Here is a 17075-nt window from a genome sequence, read left to right as displayed (position 1 = left end):
GGCGGCTGCGGGACAGAAGCGCCCGTACCGGTGGTTACTCGGAAGCTTCCTCGGCGGCCGGAGCGGCATCCTCGGTCGCCTCGCCCTCGGCGGCCTCCTCGCCCTCCTCGGGCAGCTCGACCGGCTTGGCGATGACCTGGAGGATGACGACCTCCGCGTCGGCGGCGAGCGTCGCGCCCTCGGGCAGCTTGAGGTCACCGGCGGTGATGACGGTGCCGATCTCCAGGCCCTCGACGTCGACCTCGACGCCGGTCGGGATGTGCGTGGCCTCGGCCTCGACGGCCACCGCGACGAGCTGCTGGTCGAGCAGGCCCTCGGAGTTGACGTCGCCGACCGTGGTCACCGGGATCTCGACCGTGACCTTCTCGCCACGCTTGACCAGGAGCAGGTCGACGTGCTCGATGAAGCCCTTGATCGGGTCGCGCTGGACGCCCTTGGGCAGCGCGAGCTCGTCGACGCCGTCACCCTTGAGGTGGATCAGCACGTTGGCCGTGCGCAGCGCGAGGAGCACCTCGTGGCCGGGCAGGGTCAGGTGCTTGGGGTCGATGCCGTGACCGTAGAGGACGGCGGGCACCTTGTTGTCGCGGCGGATCTTGCGAGCGGCGCCCTTGCCGAACACGGTGCGCGGCTCGGCGGCGATACGTACTTCAGACACGACATCTCCTAGGGATGCATTTTCGGGGTTCTTGTGCGCTCTCCCTGATCCGCCCTAGCGGAAGGCGTTACGAACGCAACTTGGCGATTCTACCGGCTCAGGTGTCGCCCTCGAACAAGCTGGTGACCGAGCCGTCGGTGAACACCTCGGTGATCGCGCGGGCGATCAGCGGCGCGATGGACAGGACGGTCAGCTTGTCGAACCTGTTGGCCTGCGACAACGGCAGCGTGTTGGTGACGATGACCTCGGAGATCCGGGAGTTCTTGAGCCGGTCGACGGCCGGGTCGGAGAACACGGCGTGGGTGGCGGCGGTGATCACGTTGGTGGCGCCCTGCTCGTAGAGCGCGTCGGCGGCCTTGCAGATGGTGCCGGCGGTGTCGATCATGTCGTCGATCAGCACGCAGGTGCGCCCGCTCACCTTGCCGACGACCTCGCTGACCTTCACGGAGTTGGCCACGTCGAGGTCGCGGCGCTTGTGGATGAAGGCCAGCGGCGTGCCGAGGGTGTCGGCCCAGCGCTCCGACAGCCGCACCCGGCCCGTGTCGGGCGAGACGATCGTGGTGGTGGCCAGGTCGAGCTTGTTCTTCAGGTAGTTCTCCAGGACCGGCATGGCGAACAGGTGGTCCACCGGGCCGTCGAAGAAGCCCTGGATCTGCGAGGTGTGCAGGTCGATCGACATGAGCCGGTCGGCGCCCGCGGTCTTGAACAGGTCGGCCATCAGCCGCGCCGTGATCGGCTCGCGGCCGCGGCCCTTCTTGTCCTGCCTGGCGTAGCCGAAGAACGGCATGACCACGGTGATGCGCTTGGCGGAGGCCCGCTTCAGCGCGTCGACCATGATGAGCTGTTCCATGATCCACTTGTTGATGGGGCCGGTGTGGCTCTGGATCACGAAGGCGTCGCAGCCGCGTACGGACTCCAGGTAGCGGGCGTAGATCTCGCCGTTGGCGAAGTCGATGAGTTTGGTGGGGGTGAGGGAGACGCCGACGTGCTCGGCGACCTCCTCGGCCAGCTCGGGGTAGGCCCGGCCGGAGAAGAGCATGAGATTCTTCTCGCCGGGCTGCTTGATGCTGGTCATGAGGCCTCCTCCGTCGGCCTCATGACCGAGGTGCTGTGCTTATTGATGAGCTCGACAAGCTCGCTCATGTACCCTTCTCCTGCTTTTCCTGCTCGGCGAGTGCCTTTTCGGCCGCCGCAGCCGACTTCGTGCCCGCGCGCCTGCGCAAGACCCATTTCTCGATGTTGCGCTGCTTGGCCCGCGCCACCCCGATGGCTCCGGGGGGAACGTCGTCCGTGATCACCGATCCGGCGGCCGTGTAGGCGCCGTCGTTCACCGTCACCGGCGCGACGAGCATGGTGTCGCAGCCGACGAACACGCCGTCGCGCACGGTGGTGTGGTGCTTGTTGACCCCGTCGTAGTTGACGAAGACCGTGGAGGCGCCGATGTTGACGTCGTCGCCGAGGGTGGCGTCGCCCGCGTAGGTCAGGTGCGGCACCTTCGAGCGTTCGCCGATGCGGGTGTTCTTCGTCTCGACGAACGTGCCGACCTTCGACCTACGGCCGATGACCGTGCCGGGCCGCAGGTAGGCGTAGGGGCCGACGTTGACCTCGGGGCCGACGTCGGCGCCGTCGGCGACCGTGTTGCGCACGATCGCGCCAGGGCCGACCCGGGTGTCGGTGAGCGTGGTGGCCGGGCCGACCTCGGCCTCGGCCTCGATCACCGTACCGCCGTGCAGTTGCGTGCCCGGGTGGACGATCGCGTCGGCCTCGATCCGCACGCCGACGTCGATCCAGGTGCTGGCCGGGTCGATGATCGTGACGCCGGCGCGCATGTGGCCCTCCAGCAGGCGCTGGTTGAGCACCTTGCGGGCGAGGGCGAGCTGAACGCGGTCGTTGACGCCCTCGACCTCGACGAAGTCGGCCGCGACGCAGGCGCCCACGCGGTGGCCGTCGGCGCGCAGGATGGACAGCACGTCGGTGAGGTACTCCTCGCCCTGCGCGTTGTCGGTGGAGACCCGCTTGACCGCGTCGGCGAGCAGTTGCCCGTCGAAGGCGTAGATGCCGGAGTTCATCTCCTTGATGGCGCGCTGCTCGGGACTGGCGTCCTTCTCCTCGACGATCTCCAGGACGGCGCCGCCGGGGTCGCGGATGATCCGCCCGTAGCCGGTCGGGTCGGGCACCTCGGCCGTCAGCACGGTGACGGCGTTGCCGCCGGCCTCGTGCTGGGCGAGCAGCTCGGCCAGGGTCTCCGTACGCAGCAGGGGCACGTCCCCGTACGTGACCAGGACGGTGCCGGTGATCGTGCCGAGCTCCTCCAGCACGGTGCGCACGGCGTGGCCGGTGCCGCGCTGCTCGCGCTGGACGACCGCCTGGGCGTCGGGGCTCGTCTCGGCCAGGTGCGCGCCGACGCGTTCGGAGGCGTGGCCGATGACGACGATGAGCCGCTCGGGACCGAGGTCGCGGGCGGCGGTGAGCATGTGGTCGACCAGGGCGCGGCCGCACATCTCATGCAGGACTTTGGGGGTCTGGCTCTTCATCCGGGTCCCCTCGCCGGCGGCGAGGACGATGACTGCGGCCGGGCGCGGCACACTCACGGACTGAGGCTCCCTGTGGACTGGTACGGCTGGGGGCTGCGGCTACTGCACCGCCACCCTCCCGACACCGTGAGGATACCCAACCGCCCCCGGCGCGCTCGTCACCGGGTGAGAACCCACAGGCTCCCGGAAGAGGATTCGAACCCCTACAAAGTGGACCAAAACCACTTGTCCTGCCGATTAGACGATCCGGGACTAATCGGACACCAAGGCGTCCGACCCACCTCCTACGATACCGACCCCGCACCCTCGCGCGCGCCCACATAACAGACCGCCCGAAAAGCCGCAAGGCGCGGAACACACCTCTCTCCCCCGCCAAGAAGTCGCCTTCGCCACACTCGCAGCACAGTGCTTCCTAACTTACGATGGCGTAGGTTACGGTTGCGTAGCCCGGACATTCATTCTCAAATCGCTCATGAGAGGTAGCCCATGACCGTTGTCGCCGAGCGCTCAGACCGCGGACCGAAGCCCGACATCGAGCCCGAGCCCCGCACCAAGGCGGAGCTCGTCACCTTCGCGCTGGTGGTGGGTCTGCCGATCATCGCGATCGCGACCGCCGTGCCTTTCGCGTGGGGATGGGGACTCGGCTGGACCGATGTCGTCATCGCGTTCGTCTTCTACGTCGTGACCGGACTCGGCGTCACCGTCGGCCTGCACCGCTACTTCACGCACGGCTCGTTCAAGGCCAAGCGTCCGCTGAAGATCGCGCTCGGCATCGCGGGCAGCCTCTCGCTGGAGATGTCCGTGCTCGACTGGGTGGCCACCCACCGCAAGCACCACAAGTTCTCCGACAAGGAGGGCGACCCGCACTCGCCGTGGCGCTTCGGCCCCGGCTTCAAGTCCCTGTCCAAGGGCCTGCTGTACGCGCACATGGGCTGGCTGTTCGACGCCGACAGGACCAACCGCGAGAAGTACGCCCCCGACCTGGTCAAGGACGAGGACGTCATGAGGATGCACCGGTGGTTCGGCCCGCTGGCGATCGTCTCGGTGCTGCTGCCCGGCGTGCTCGGCGGCCTGCTCACCTGGTCGTGGCAGGGCGCGGTGACCGCGCTGTTCTGGGGCTCACTGGTGCGCATCGGCCTGCTGCACCACGTCACCTGGTCGATCAACTCGATCTGCCACGTGTTCGGCGAGGAGGACTTCCAGGTGCGCGACAAGTCGCGCAACGTGTGGTGGCTGGCCATCCCCTCCTTCGGGGAGTCGTGGCACAACCTGCACCACTCCGACCCCACCTGCGCCAGGCACGGCGCGCTGAAGGGCCAGATCGACCTGAGCGCCGGCCTCATCCGCGTCTTCGAGCGCCTGGGCTGGGTGTACGACGTGCGCTGGCCCACCCCTGAGCGGCTGGCGGCGAAGCGCATTGCCTGAAGCCCCGACGTTGGTGACCGGCGAGTCAGCCGGTCCCGCCATTATGGAAACCGTGACCGAACCCCGATCTCGCAGGCGAATGACCGGCAGGGAGCGAAGAGAGCAGCTGATCCAGATCAGCCGCACGCTCTTCGCCGAGAAGGGGTTCGACGGGACCTCTATCGAGGAGATAGCGGCGACGGCCCAGGTGTCGAAGCCGGTCGTCTACGAGCACTTCGGCGGGAAGGAGGGCCTGTACGCGGTGGTGGTCGACAGGGAGATGCAGAAGCTGCTCGGCATGATCACCGAGGCCCTCGCGGCCTCCCACTCCCTGATCAAGCTGGAGCGGGCCGCCCTGGCGCTGCTCATGTACATCGAGGAGAGCAGCGAGGGCTTCAGGATCCTCGTGCGCGACTCGCACGCCGCCTCGGGCACCGGCACGTTCGCCAGCCTGATCAGCGAGATCGCCAGCCAGGTCGAGGACGTGCTGGCCGACGAGTTCGCGGCCAGGGGCTACGACCCCAAGCTCGCGCCCATGTACGCGCAGATGCTCGTCGGCATGGTGGCGCTGACCGGGCAGTGGTGGCTCGACGTGCGCAAGCCCGGCCGCGAGGAGGTCGCCGCCCATCTGGTGAACCTGGCCTGGAACGGCCTGACCGGCCTGAACCCGCAGCCGGCGATCTCCGCCACCACGCGGGCCGACCCCCCGGCCGTCTCCGCGCCGCGCGCCAGCGAGAAGGAGCTGCGCGAGCTGGAGAAGGCCCGCGACAAGGAGCTGAAGGAGGCCGAGAAGGTCCGCCAGCGTGAGCTGAAGGAGGCCGAGAAGGCCAGGGTCCGCGACCTGAAGGAGCGCGAGCGGCTGCTGAAGGACGCCGAGAAGGCCCGTGAGCGCGAGGACAAACTTCGCCAGCGTGAGGCCCGGCTGGCCGAGCGGGCCGCACGTCTGGAGCAGGCCGACCAGTCAGACTGAGTCGTTGCCGCTTAGTTCACGTTCTGTTCAGCCAAATGGGGCATATTTCTCATATGTCCGCTGAACTCCTGCAGCCCGAAAGTGACCTGCCCCTTCCACAAGAACGATTCCTCAACCGCGAGGAGAGCTGGCTGCAGTTCAACGAACGCGTGCTGGAGCTGGCCGAGGACCCCTCGCTGCCGCTCCTCGAACGCGTCAGGTTCCTGGCGATCTTCGCCAGCAACCTCGACGAGTTCTTCCGCGTGCGAGTGGCCGGCCTCAAGCGCCGCATGGCCACGGGCCTGCTCCTGACGACGAAGAGCGGGCTCAAACCGCGCGAGGAGCTGGCCAGGATCGCCACGATCGCCAGGGAGCTGGCCACGCGGCACGCCATGGCCTTCCACGAGCACATCTGCCCGCAGCTCACGACCGAAGGCATCGAGATCGCCCGCTGGGACGACCTGGGCCGCGAGGAGCGCACGGAGCTGCGCAAACTGTTCAGGGAGCGGATCAGGCCGGTGCTGACGCCGCTGGCGGTCGACCCGGCGCACCCCTTCCCCTACATTTCCGGGCTGAGCCTGAACCTGGCGGTCGTGGTGCGCAACCCCTCGACCGACCACACCGTGTTCGCGCGGGTCAAGGTGCCCTCGCAGCTCCCCCGCTTCGTGACCGCGTCCAAGAACAGGTTCGTACCCCTGGAAGACGTTATAGCGGCGCATCTGGGGCAGCTTTTCAAAGGCATGGAGATAGTCCAGCACCACGTCTTCCGCGTGACGCGCAACGAGGACCTCGACGTGGACGAGGACGTCACCGAGAACCTCATGCAGGCGCTGGAGAAGGAGCTGCTCAGGCGCCGGTTCGGCCCGCCCGTGCGACTGGAGGTCGAGGACACCATCACGCCCGAGGTCCTGGACCTGCTGGTGGACGAGCTGGGCGTGGCGCCGCACGAGATCTACCGCATCGCCGGGCCGCTCGACCTGACCGGCCTGCACACCATCGCCGACCTGGACCGGGGCGAGCTGCACTACCGCCCGTTCGTGCCGTCGGAGGCGCTGAACGCCGACGACGACGTCTTCACCGTCCTGCGTGACCACGACGTGCTGCTGCACCACCCGTACGACTCGTTCGCGACGAGCGTGCAGCGTTTCATCGAGGAGGCGGCGGCCGACCCGAAGGTCCTGGCGATCAAGCAGACCCTCTACCGGACCAGCGGCGACTCCCCGATCGTGGACGCGCTGATCGACGCGGCGGAGGCGGGCAAACAGGTCGTGGTGGTCGTGGAGATCAAGGCCCGTTTCGACGAGCACGCGAACATCTCCTGGGCGCGCAAGCTCGAACGCGCCGGCTGCCACGTGGTCTACGGCGTGCTCGGCCTCAAGACCCACTGCAAGCTGGCCCTCGTCGTGCGCCAGGAGCCCTCCGGCGAGCTGCGCCGCTACTGCCACATCGGCACCGGCAACTACAACCCCAAGACGGCCCGCCACTACGAGGACTTCGGCCTGCTCACCGCGGACCCGCTGGTCGGCGAGGACGTCACGGACCTGTTCATCCACCTGACCGGCTACTCCAACCACTCGGCCTACCGCCGGCTGCTGGTGGCTCCGCACTCGCTGCGCGGCGGCCTGATGGCCAGGATCGAGCGGGAGATCGCCCATCAGGAGGCCGGCCGGCCCGCGCGCATCAGGATCAAGACGAACTCGCTGGTGGACGAGCCGATCATCGACGCGCTCTACCGGGCCTCGCGGGCCGGGGTCCAGGTGGACGTCTGGGTGCGGGGCATCTGCACGCTGCGCCCCGGCATCCCCGACCTGTCGGAAAATATCCGCGTACGGTCGGTGCTGGGGCGGTTCCTGGAGCACTCGCGGGTCTACGAGTTCGGGCTCGGCAGGCGCCCCGAGGTGTGGGTCGGCAGCGCCGACCTGATGCGCCGCAACCTCGAACGCCGGGTCGAGGCCCTGGTCAAGGTGACCAGCCAGCAGCACAGGGCCTACCTCATCGAGCTGATGGACCTGGCCATGGCCGAGACCACCAACACCTGGGTGCTGAACTCCGACGGCACCTGGGCCCGGCACACCGGCGAGGACCTGCAGAACCATCTCATCAGCACCCGCCGTTGGAGGACCGTTGATGACTGATCCGCTCCGCGCGGCCGGGGCCGTGGTGTGGCGCGGCGACGAGCGTCGTCCCGAGGTCGCCGTCATCCACCGCCCCGCCTACGACGACTGGACCTTCCCCAAGGGCAAGCTCAAGCACGGCGAGCACGTGATCGAGGCCGGCCTGCGCGAGGTGCGCGAGGAGACGGGCATGGGGATCGTGCTCGGCCGTGCGCTGCCCCCCGTCCACTACCTGGCCAAAGGCCGGCTGAAACGGGTCGACTACTGGGCCGCCCGCGCCACGGACGACGGCGCGGACTTCGTGCCGGGCGACGAGGTGGACGAGATGCGGTGGCTGCCGATCGACCTGGCCCGCCAGGTCCTGACCTGGGAGTGGGACGCCGGGCTGCTGCGCGCGCTGGTGGCCGCGCCGCTGAGCACCACCCCGCTGGTGCTGGTCCGGCACGGCCACGCGGGCTCCCGGCAGGAGTGGAAGGGTGACGACTCGCGGCGGCCCCTCGACGACGTCGGCAGGGCGCAGGCCGCGACGGTCGCCCGGGTGCTGCCCGCCTACCGGCCCGAGGTGCTGCTCAGCTCGCCCAGCCGCAGGTGCGTGCAGACGCTCCAGCCGTACGCGAGCGGCGTCAAGGCCGACATCAAGCTGGAGCCGCTGCTCAGCGAGGAGGGCCAGGACTGGCACAAGACGCCGACCCTGGTCAGGGAGCTGCGCACGGCCGCGGCCGTGTGCAGTCACGGCAAGGTGCTGCCCGAGCTGATCGGGACGCTCAGCGGGAAGGACGTGCACCTGCGTAAGGGCGCGTTCGCCGTGCTGCACCGGCTCGGTGACCAGGTCGTCAGCGTGGAGCGCTACCCCACGTAGCCCGGGGCGCTACACCCACGTGACGGGCAGTTCGGCGACCCCTTCGGTGATCCTGCCCTCGTTGCGCCGCAGGTTCTCGTACGGCACGGCCACGCGCAGGCCGGGGAACCTCACGTACAGCCTGCTGAACACCGCCTCCAGCTCGACCCTGGCCAGGCTGGCGCCGATGCAGAACCGCGGGCCGTACCCGAAGCTCAGGTGCGGGTCGCCGAGCGGCCGGTCCAGGTCGAAGGTGTCGGGGTGGGGATAGATTCGTTCGTCCCTGTTGGCGACGCCCGGCACGATCAGCACCGCCTCGCCCCTTCGGATCGTCCGGCCGCCCACCCGGACGTCCTCCTGCGCGTACCTCGGCAGGCCGTGCAGGCTCGGCGAGGCCATGCGCAGGATCTCCTCGACCGCCGCGGGCGCGCGGCGGGGATCGGCCTTCAGCAGGGCGAGCTGATCGGGGTTGGTCTCCAGGAACAGCACGCCGTAGTCGATGCGGTTGACCGTGGTCTCGTGCCCCGCGAACAGCAGCGCCCCGACCATCCTGGCGATCGTGCCGTCGTCGTCCAGCTCCTTCGCCAGGTCCGACAGCACGTCCTCGCCCGGCTCGCGCCGTTTGCGGGCGATGAGCCCGGCCATGTACGCGCCCAGCTCCTCGCGCGCCTTCTCCCCGATGTCCTGCCGCGTGGCGTCGGCCATCCGCGCCGACACGCCGCTGAAGTAGTCGCGATCCTCGAACGGAACGCCCAGCAACTGGCAGATGACCAGCACCGGGAGCGGGAACGACAGCTCGGCGTGCAGATCCGCCGGCGGCCTCAGCGTGGCCAGGTGGTCAAGGCGCTCGTCGACCAGCCTGCCCACGTGGTCGCCGAGCGCCTTCATCCGCCGGGCCGAGAACGAGGGCATGAACAGCCTGCGCATGCGCTCGTTGTCGGCCTTCTCGGTGGAGCTGTCGCCCGTGGGGCCGCCGAGCAGCGCGGAACCGGAGATGCGCTGCGCCTTGTCCGGCTCGGGGTGCGAGCGGCCCATCCGGGGATCGTTGAACAGCCTGCGGGCGTCCTCGTACCCGCTGACCAGCCATACCTCACCGCCCGCCTGCGTGCGCACCCGGGCGATGCCCTCCCTGACCCGCAGCTCGCGGTACGCCTCGGGAACCTCCAGGGGGTCGTGCCTCACGAAGGGGACGAGCGGTAACTCGCTCATAGCAGTTTCCTGACCGCCAGCACTGTTTCGGCCCAGACTCTGGGGAAGTCCGCGTGTGCTCGTTCCGCCGTGGCGCGTTCGAGGCCGATGAGCAGCCCGTACGTGAACGTGTCCTCGCCTGCCTGCCGCGCGCTCTCCGCCTCCTTGGCGAGCGTCTCCTGCGCGACCACGCCGTCCTGGTGGGTGCCGAGCACCTCCTGTACGGCTTCGGCGCGTCTGGCCAGTTTGGCCATCCGGCCGCCGAGTGTGGGCTCCAGAGCTTCCGCGGTGTAGCGGGCGCGTTTGGCCGCCTTGCGCACGTCGTGCATGGCGATCTCACGCCGGTCAAGGTCGTCGATCGCCTGCGCGGTGTCGTACGCCTTGGTCACCAGCGCCCAGTTGGCGGCGGCCACGTCGGTGAGCGTGTCCTGTGCGGGCTCGGCCGCGGTCTTGGTGAGCCTCGGCCGGGCCGTCATCGTGTCGAGCGCGTCGAGCAGCGCGAAGTAGCGGTCGCCGCTGAGCGCCTCCCTGATCCGCTCGTACGCCTCCCGCTCGCGGGCGAGCAGGTCGTCGCCGAGCCTGGCCGCGATGGGGCCGGTGACCAGCTCAGGGGCCAGACCGGCCAGCTCGCGGCCGAACCTGGCCCTGATCACCTCCAGGTCGCGCACCTCGCCGAGCACCGTGGCCAGCCAGCGCAGCTCGTCCTGGACGAGCTTGGTGGCGCTGATGACGCTCTTGAACGCCTTGAGCGCGCTCCTGAGCCGGCGGGAGGCGACGCGCATCTGGTGCACGGCGTCGTCCTCCTCCCTGCGGACCCGGGGGTCCTGCGACAGGAGCGCCTTCACCTGGCCGGCCAGGTAGTCCATGATGGCTTCGCCCGCCGTGCCCTCCTTCGTGGGGGGCCGCGGCGGTGGCGGGGGTTCGAGGAGCTTGGCGAGCTTGCTGGTGGCCGCGGACGGCGTGGCGCCGGCCTTCCTGAGCCGTTTGCCGACCTTGGCCAGCAGGGCCTGGTCGCCCTCCAGCAGCTCGGCCTCGACCTCGCGCCACCGTACGACGCGCGGCTCCGGCCCGTGCACGGTGCCCTTGACCCGGTCGTCGGCGATCTCCACCAGGCCGGTCGGGCCGTCGTGCAGCAGCGTGACGCTCCTGCGGGTGTCGAGCTCGGCCACCACCTGCAGCGCGGCGCCGCGGGTGTAGGCACGGACGAGTTCGGCCAGCTCAGCGGGCACGATCTTGGTGCTCCGGGTGAGCGGGTGGGTGATCTCCTGCCGGACGCCCTTGGCCTTCGGCAGCTTCAGATGCCAGCCGGCGTCGTCACCCCCGCGTCTTCGGCGCAGCGTGACTCCCCGGCCGGCCAGCCGCAGATCGGGCGTGTCGTAGTAGAGGGCCACGAGCTGGTAGCTCCTCGGGCCCGACACGTCGGCGAGCTTGGTCAGGTCAGGGACGGCGTATTCCTGGGAGACGTCGAACTTGTCCTCGATTTCGATGCCCACAGCACCTCACAGCGTGTCCGATTTGGACAATCATGCCATCCCTACATGAACTTCACACGCGCTGGAGCAGCTCGATTCGGTTCCCGACCGGGTCGGTGAGGTAGATCCGCCGATATCCCGGGAGCAGGTCCTCGGGCGTCTGCGTGGTGACATATGCGGCGAGGTCATCGACCAGCAACGCGGGGTGCGCCTTTCTGGCCGGCCGGAAATCGTCCTCGATACCGAGGTGGATCTCCACATTGTCACCGCGGAACCACACTCCGCCACGCTTGGCCAGCTCAGGCGGCTTGGGGACCTCCTGGAGGCCGAGTGTCCCGCTGTAGAAGGCCCTCAGCTCCGGCTCACTTCCCGCCGGCGCGGCCAGTTGCACGTGATGCAGCCCCGTGATCATTTCTGCGCCACCACAAAAATGCGCCGGAACGGGAACGGAGTGCCGTAGGGCTTGGCGGGATACACCTCGTCGAGCTTGCCCGCCAGCTCATTGGTGAACCGCTTGCGCTCGCCGTCGTCCAGCCGGTCGAAGATCGGGCGAAGCGCGGTGCCGGAAATCCAGTTGAGCACCGCGTTCTCGCCGGGCAGGACGTGGATGTACGTCGTCTCCCACGCGTCCACCCGGCAGCCGTCGAGCAGGTCCACGTAGCCGGCGGGGTCTTCGACCGGGCTGCCCCTGTCGAAGTCGCCCAGCCTTTCCTGCCAGGCGGGCGAGGCGCACAGCTCGCGGATCGCCACGTGGCTGGGGGCGTCGAAGTTGCCCGGCACCTGGAAGGCGAGCCAGCCGCCCGGGCTCAGCGCGTCGACCCAGTGCTCCAGCACGTCGCGGTGCGTGGGCACCCACTGCAGGACCGCGTTGGAGACCAGCACGTCGACCGGCCGGTCGGGGCGCCACATGGTGACGTCGGCGACCGCGAAGCTGCCCTCACCCAGCTGGCGGGCCTTGGTGATCATCGCCGGGGAGGAGTCGAAGCCCTCGACCGTGGCCTCCGGCCAGCGGCGGGACAGCTCCAGGGTGAGTTCACCGGAGCCGCAGCCGGCGTCCACGACATAATCGGGTTTGTCGGCGCCGATGCGGGCGACCAGGTCGTGGAACGGGCGGGAGCGCTCGTCGGCGTACCTGGCGTACGTGGTGGGGTCCCAGATATCTCTCGACATAAAGATAATTGATATCGAGATATGTATCTCGATGTCAAGACAGTAGACTCTTCGCCATGACTGCGCGGGATTTTCCAGATCCACGGGATTCGCGGGATTCGCGGGCTTTGCGTGACTCGCGGGCCTCTCGCGACCCGCAGGCCCCTTACAACCCGCAGGGCCCTTACGACCCGCAGGGCCCTTATGACCCGTCGGCTCCGCACGACCTGCAAGCTCCGCACGAGTCGCAGGCTCCGCAGGGCTCGCGGGACGAGGTGGATCGGCTGGTGGCGGCCTGGCGTATGGAGCGTCCCGACCTCGACGTGGAGCCGCTTCAGGTGCTGTCGCGGGTCTCGCGGCTGGCCAAGCACCTCGACCGGGCCAGGCGGGCGGCGTTCGCCGAGCACGACCTCGAACCGTGGGAGTTCGACGTCCTCACCGCACTGCGCCGGGCCGGCAAGCCGTACGAGCTGAGCCCGGGAGCGCTGATCCGGGCCACCCTGGTCACGTCAGGAACCATGACGAACCGGATCGACCGGCTCGCCCAGGCGGCACTCGTACGACGGCGGCCCGACCCCGAGGACCGGCGCGGGGTGCTGGTGTCGCTGACGGAGGCGGGGCTGGCCCGGGTGGACGCGGCGTTCGCGGACCTGTTGCGGCGCGAGCACGAGCTGCTGGCGGGGCTGGCGACGGACGACCAGCGCACGCTGGCCGCCCTGCTACGAACGCTCCTGACGCCCTTCGACTCCTGACGATCCGGGCCCGTCGATCCGAGGCGGGCCCGCGAGACCATCCCCCGCCAGGCGAGCCTGCGGGACCAACCCCACAGGCGACCTTGTGCCTGACCTCATAGGAGGTCTTGGAGATCACCCCTCGAACGGCAGGCGCTGGGTCAATCCCCTAGGCGGTCGGCGAGTTCGAGCCATTCCGCCTCCACCGTGTCCTTCTGGGTGAGAACATCCCTGAGCTGGCCGTCCAGAGAGCCCAGCTTCGCGTAGTCGCTGGCCGCGTCCGCCATCGCCGCGTGCAGCTTGGTCTCCTGCTCGCCCAGCTTGTCGAGCTGCCGCTCCAGACGGTTCAGCTCCTTGCGGAGCTCGCGCTCCTCCTTGGCCGACATGCCCGCCGACACCGCCTGGGCCGTCTGGGCCGTCTGGGCCGCCTGCGGCTGGCTTGACGGTGTCGAGGGATTCCCCATGTTCCTGGCCGTGACGGCGGTGCCCTCGGCCCGGCGGGCCAGGTACTCCTCCACCCCTCCGGGCAGGAAGGAGAGCCTGCCGTCGCCCAGCAGCGCGACACTCTTGTCCGTGACGCGTTCGAGGAAGTAGCGGTCGTGGCTGACCAGGACGAGCGTGCCGGGCCAGCCGTCGAGCAGGTCCTCCAGCTCGTTCAGGGTCTCGATGTCGAGGTCGTTGGTCGGCTCGTCGAGCAGCAGCACGTTCGGGTCGTCCATGAGCAGTCTGAGCAGTTGCAGCCGCCGCCGCTCGCCGCCGGACAGGTCGCCGACCACCTTCCACTGCGCCTCACCCTTGAAGCCCAGACGTTCGAGCAGCTGGGAGGCCGACCACTCCTTCTTGCCGACCTGGACGTACTTGCGGATCTCCTCGACCGTCTCCAGCACGCGCCGGGTGGGGTCGAGCTCGGCCAGCTCCTGCGACAGGTGCGCCAGCCGGACCGTCCTGCCCTTGACCAGCCGGCCCGAGTCGGGCCGGATCGACTCGGCGAGCAGCCGCAGCACCGACGACTTGCCCGAGCCGTTGACGCCGATCAGCCCGATCCGGTCCCCCGGGCCGAACTGCCAGGTGCAGTCGTCCAGCACCAGCGGGCCGTTGCCGGGGCCGCCGGCGTGCAGGGTGACGCCTTCGAGGTCGTACACCGTCTTGCCGAGCCGGGCCGCCGCGAACCGCAGCAACTCCACGTTCTCGCGCGCGGGCGGCTCGTCGGCGATCAACGCCTGCGCCGCCTCGATCCGGAACTTCGGCTTCGACGTACGCGCGGGCGGACCGCGCCGCAGCCAGGCGATCTCCTTGCGCATCAGGTTCTGGCGGCGTTCCTCGGCGGCCTGGGCGATCCGCGCGCGCTCGGCCTTCGCCAGCACGTACGCGGCGTAACCGCCCTCGTACCGCTCGACCCGCCCGTCCACGACCTCCCACGTCCTGGTGGAGACCGCGTCCAGGAACCACCGGTCGTGCGTCACGACCACCAGCGCGCTCTTGCGCCCGGCCAGATGCCCGGCGAGCCAGGCGATCGCCTCGATGTCGAGGTGGTTGGTGGGCTCGTCGAGCATGATCAGGTCGTGCTCGTCGATCAGCAGCCGGGCCAGCGCCGTACGCCTGCGCTCACCTCCGGACAGATCGCCCACCTTGGCATCCAGGTCGAGATCACCGATCAGGTTGCCCAGGATGTCGCGGATGCCCTGATCTCCCGCCCACTCGTGCTCCGCCCTCCCACCGAGCACGGTCTCCCCGATGGGGGTGGCGGGATCGAGCGCATCATGCTGCGCCAGCACACCCACCCGCAGGCCTCGCGTATGGGTGACCCGCCCGCTGTCGGGGCGCACCTCGGCCGCGATCACGGACAGCAGCGTGGTCTTACCGCCACCGTTACGACCGACGACCCCGATGCGCTCTCCGGCCTCGATGCCGAGGGAGACGTCGGTGAGCAGCGGCTTGGGGCCGTAGGCATGGGAAACAGACTCGAGATTGACCAGATTCATGGCCTTACCAGGGTATCGGCCTCCACACAGCCCTGAGGACGTCCGTTTCCACGCATATGCGAGACTTCGACGCTCAGTCAGGTGAGACCGCTGCGGAACGCTTCGTCACCCACCGTCCAACGCATCGCGCCACCCCTCATACGCACCGCACGAGGTATTACCGCACTATGCGCAATGGACCGCTCGACCCGGCGTCCTCGATACGACGTCCTCCAGAGGGCACCTCTCAGGGGGCACCTCCAGGAGGTGTTCTTCAGGGGACACCTCTAGGGGAGGTCCTCCAGGGGGAGGTCCTCCAAGGGGCGTCCTCAACACGGCGCGCCCGACACGCCGCGCCCGACACGTGGTCCCCAACACGCCGCGTCTAACACGTGATCCGATACGGGTCCCAACACGAGGCGCCCGAGCCGGGGCGCCCGAGCCGGGGCGCCCGAGCCGGGGCGCCCGAGCCGGGGCGCCCGAGCCGGGGCGCCCAACACAAAGCAGCCAGCACATGGCGCCTAGCGCAAAGCACCCAGCACGAGGTGCCCGGCACATGGCGCTCGATGCAGGCTCATCACATCACTGTCGCCCCAGGGACCGGGCCCTGGGCCGCGATCGCGGAGCGAGCCACGTCAGCCGTCGCCAGCGCGGCCGCCATTCGGTCGGCGTGCGCTGCGTCGGCGGCCAGGAAGGCGCACGTCGGCCCGGACCCTGAGACGATCGCCCCGAGCGCCCCTTGCCGCTGACCGGCTTCCAGCGTCCGCGCCAACTGGGGCCGCAGCGCGAGGGCGGCCGGCTGGAGATCGTTCGTCAGGTAGGCCCCCAACTGGTGGGCGTCCCCTGTACCCAGCGCATCCAGCAACGGGTCGCTCAACTGCGGCCAGGGGACCTTGACCTCTGCGGCGTCCCGTAGCCGATCACACTCCGCGTACACGGCAGCCGTCGACAACCCACCGTCCGCCACCGCGAACACCCAGTGGAACCGCCCTCCGGTCGGCAGCTCGCTCAGCTGCTCACCGCGCCCCGTCCCCACCGCCGTCCCGCCCAGCATCGAGAACGGCACGTCACTGCCCAGGTCGTCGGCGATCTCCATGAGATCCTCGAACGGCAGCCCCAACCCCCACAGCTCGTTGCACGCCACCAACGCCCCGGCCGCGTCGGCACTCCCCCCGGCCATCCCTCCGGCCACCGGAATCGCCTTACGAATGATCAGGTGCGCCCCGTACGTACGCCCTGCGTGCTTCGCCAGAGCCCGCGCGGCCTGGATCGCCAGGTTCTCGTCATCGATCGGAACCCGATCCGTCCACTCACCCTGCACGGTGACGGTGATCGCCTCGGACTCCTTGGCCACCACCTCGTCGAAGATCGACACCGCATGGAACACGTTGACGAGGTCGTGGTAGCCGTCCTCTCGAAGCGGCCCGACGGATAGCTGCACGTTGACTTTCGCGGGCACCCGTACGGTCACCGAACTCATCGATCTTCTGTCACTTTCGTCGCCAGGCTGGGGTCAAGGACTCATGAGCTTATAGGTGCGCGCTGGCCGGTCACGGGTTCTCCGTGGAAGTCCTGACCCCAGTTCGGATCGGTCCACTGCCCCTACCTCCTGAGCCCGTAACCCACGCTGCCCTTGAACCCCCTCAAACCAGCCGAACCCACCAAGCGACCATTTCCACCAACCCTCCAAACCTGCACCAAGCTGCCGCCTCAACTGGTCACCAACTTCCTGCACGCAAGCTCCCGCTCCTGGCCTGGTACAGGCGAGACGGCGTCGGACAAGCAAAAAATTGCCGCCCTGACGATCGGGAGTCGATCAACGGTGAGGGGCCTCCTCCTTCGAGCCACTGAGCCACTGAGCCACTGAGCGACGTCATTGATAACGCTGCCCTTCCACGGCGTCCTTCCTCACCGTTTGCAGTGCCTGCCAAGTGCAAGCTGAGGGTCTGCCCGGCGAACGGCGGAAAGGCAACCGGAGGTGGAGGCGGCAGTGTGACCACCTGCGCAAACACCATCTCCGTCGCTGGCTGAGCTCCGATCGCCGGACAGGCCCCGCCGCAGCGCCGCACGCTGCGGCGGG

General features: G+C 69.0%; 14 protein-coding genes and 1 tRNA gene. 5 read left to right on the top strand and 10 right to left on the bottom strand.

All coding sequences use genetic code 11. The features are described from left to right. Positions 1-34: 34 nt before the first annotated feature. The 4 genes from KME77_RS02440 to KME77_RS02425 all read right to left on the bottom strand — a co-directional run bounded on the left by KME77_RS02440 (position 35) and on the right by KME77_RS02425 (position 3441). The gene (locus KME77_RS02440; protein ID WP_219461288.1) at positions 35-655 is read right to left on the bottom strand and encodes a 50S ribosomal protein L25/general stress protein Ctc; all 621 of its coding nucleotides are present in this window, start codon (positions 653-655) and stop codon (positions 35-37) included. Positions 656-752: 97 nt separating this feature from the next. Next, a complete protein-coding gene (locus KME77_RS02435) occupies positions 753-1730 on the bottom strand; it encodes a ribose-phosphate diphosphokinase (protein WP_219461285.1) in 978 nt (325 codons plus the stop codon). A 64-nt stretch (positions 1731-1794) separates the two neighbouring features. Continuing rightward, positions 1795-3246 carry a bifunctional UDP-N-acetylglucosamine diphosphorylase/glucosamine-1-phosphate N-acetyltransferase GlmU gene (glmU, locus tag KME77_RS02430; protein WP_219461282.1) on the bottom strand — a complete coding sequence of 484 codons (1452 nt, stop codon included), beginning with the start codon at positions 3244-3246 and terminating at the stop codon, positions 1795-1797. A gap of 123 nt (positions 3247-3369) precedes the next feature. After that, positions 3370-3441: transfer RNA gene (locus KME77_RS02425), tRNA-Gln, on the bottom strand. A gap of 234 nt (positions 3442-3675) precedes the next feature. Between KME77_RS02425 and KME77_RS02420 the strand changes: the two genes are divergently transcribed. Genes KME77_RS02420 through KME77_RS02405 form a run of 4 tightly spaced genes read left to right on the top strand, consistent with a single transcriptional unit; the run spans position 3676 to position 8515 of the window. After that, on the top strand, positions 3676-4614 hold the full coding sequence (locus KME77_RS02420) for an acyl-CoA desaturase (protein ID WP_219461279.1): 939 nt from the start codon (positions 3676-3678) through the stop codon (positions 4612-4614). 43 nt (positions 4615-4657) lie between these two features. After that, complete coding sequence (locus KME77_RS02415; RefSeq protein WP_372451117.1) at positions 4658-5563, top strand: TetR/AcrR family transcriptional regulator; 906 nt, start codon at positions 4658-4660, stop codon at positions 5561-5563. A gap of 53 nt (positions 5564-5616) precedes the next feature. After that, positions 5617-7677 carry an RNA degradosome polyphosphate kinase gene (locus KME77_RS02410; RefSeq protein ID WP_219461276.1) on the top strand — a complete coding sequence of 687 codons (2061 nt, stop codon included), beginning with the start codon at positions 5617-5619 and terminating at the stop codon, positions 7675-7677. After that, on the top strand, positions 7670-8515 hold the full coding sequence (locus KME77_RS02405) for an NUDIX hydrolase (RefSeq protein ID WP_219461272.1): 846 nt from the start codon (positions 7670-7672) through the stop codon (positions 8513-8515). Before KME77_RS02410 ends, KME77_RS02405 begins: the two co-directional genes overlap by 8 nt. Positions 8516-8524: 9 nt before the next feature. Here KME77_RS02405 and KME77_RS02400 read toward each other — a convergent pair whose 3' ends face one another. From KME77_RS02400 to KME77_RS02385, 4 genes are read right to left on the bottom strand one after another with little or no spacing between them, the layout of a single operon-like run. Beyond that, entirely contained in the window at positions 8525-9703 is a 1179-nt protein-coding gene (locus KME77_RS02400; protein WP_219461270.1) for a cytochrome P450, read from the bottom strand. Then, positions 9700-11175, bottom strand: coding sequence for a CYTH and CHAD domain-containing protein (locus KME77_RS30165; RefSeq protein ID WP_219461256.1), 1476 nt, complete (start codon positions 11173-11175; stop codon positions 9700-9702). Before KME77_RS30165 ends, KME77_RS02400 begins: the two co-directional genes overlap by 4 nt. Before the next feature lie 52 nt (positions 11176-11227). Beyond that, positions 11228-11566 carry a VOC family protein gene (locus tag KME77_RS02390; RefSeq protein ID WP_219461253.1) on the bottom strand — a complete coding sequence of 113 codons (339 nt, stop codon included), beginning with the start codon at positions 11564-11566 and terminating at the stop codon, positions 11228-11230. Then, positions 11563-12324 carry a trans-aconitate 2-methyltransferase gene (locus KME77_RS02385; RefSeq protein ID WP_246609057.1) on the bottom strand — a complete coding sequence of 254 codons (762 nt, stop codon included), beginning with the start codon at positions 12322-12324 and terminating at the stop codon, positions 11563-11565. Before KME77_RS02385 ends, KME77_RS02390 begins: the two co-directional genes overlap by 4 nt. 281 nt (positions 12325-12605) lie before the next feature. Here KME77_RS02385 and KME77_RS02380 point away from each other — a divergent pair, with 281 nt between their 5' ends. Further along, entirely contained in the window at positions 12606-13055 is a 450-nt protein-coding gene (locus KME77_RS02380) for a MarR family winged helix-turn-helix transcriptional regulator (RefSeq protein WP_219461291.1), read from the top strand. A gap of 140 nt (positions 13056-13195) precedes the next feature. On the opposite strand, the gene KME77_RS02375 is transcribed toward KME77_RS02380, so the two are convergent. Then, complete coding sequence (locus tag KME77_RS02375; protein WP_219461249.1) at positions 13196-15016, bottom strand: ABC-F family ATP-binding cassette domain-containing protein; 1821 nt, start codon at positions 15014-15016, stop codon at positions 13196-13198. 556 nt (positions 15017-15572) lie between these two features. Then, the gene (locus KME77_RS02370; RefSeq protein WP_219461245.1) at positions 15573-16475 is read right to left on the bottom strand and encodes a 4-(cytidine 5'-diphospho)-2-C-methyl-D-erythritol kinase; all 903 of its coding nucleotides are present in this window, start codon (positions 16473-16475) and stop codon (positions 15573-15575) included. Positions 16476-17075: the final 600 nt, after the last annotated feature.

It is taken from the genome of Nonomuraea rhizosphaerae, assembly GCF_019396405.1.
Classification (GTDB): domain Bacteria; phylum Actinomycetota; class Actinomycetes; order Streptosporangiales; family Streptosporangiaceae; genus Nonomuraea; species Nonomuraea rhizosphaerae.
Note: the sequence above shows the minus strand (reverse complement) of the source record. Positions and strands in the feature narration are given on the sequence as shown.

Bases quoted from the DNA above. Each gene is read 5' to 3' on its own strand.
- KME77_RS02435 (WP_219461285.1), bottom strand. From the start codon at position 1,730: ATGACCAGCATCAAGCAGCCCGGCGAGAAGAATCTCATGCTCTTCTCC.
- KME77_RS02420 (WP_219461279.1), top strand. From the start codon at position 3,676: ATGACCGTTGTCGCCGAGCGCTCAGACCGCGGACCGAAGCCCGACATC.
- KME77_RS02415 (WP_372451117.1), top strand. From the start codon at position 4,658: ATGGAAACCGTGACCGAACCCCGATCTCGCAGGCGAATGACCGGCAGG.
- KME77_RS02410 (WP_219461276.1), top strand. From the start codon at position 5,617: ATGTCCGCTGAACTCCTGCAGCCCGAAAGTGACCTGCCCCTTCCACAA.
- KME77_RS02405 (WP_219461272.1), top strand. From the start codon at position 7,670: ATGACTGATCCGCTCCGCGCGGCCGGGGCCGTGGTGTGGCGCGGCGAC.
- KME77_RS02400 (WP_219461270.1), bottom strand. From the start codon at position 9,703: ATGAGCGAGTTACCGCTCGTCCCCTTCGTGAGGCACGACCCCCTGGAG.
- KME77_RS02390 (WP_219461253.1), bottom strand. From the start codon at position 11,566: ATGATCACGGGGCTGCATCACGTGCAACTGGCCGCGCCGGCGGGAAGT.
- KME77_RS02385 (WP_246609057.1), bottom strand. From the start codon at position 12,324: ATGTCGAGAGATATCTGGGACCCCACCACGTACGCCAGGTACGCCGAC.
- KME77_RS02380 (WP_219461291.1), top strand. From the start codon at position 12,606: ATGGAGCGTCCCGACCTCGACGTGGAGCCGCTTCAGGTGCTGTCGCGG.
- KME77_RS02375 (WP_219461249.1), bottom strand. From the start codon at position 15,016: ATGAATCTGGTCAATCTCGAGTCTGTTTCCCATGCCTACGGCCCCAAG.
- KME77_RS02370 (WP_219461245.1), bottom strand. From the start codon at position 16,475: ATGAGTTCGGTGACCGTACGGGTGCCCGCGAAAGTCAACGTGCAGCTA.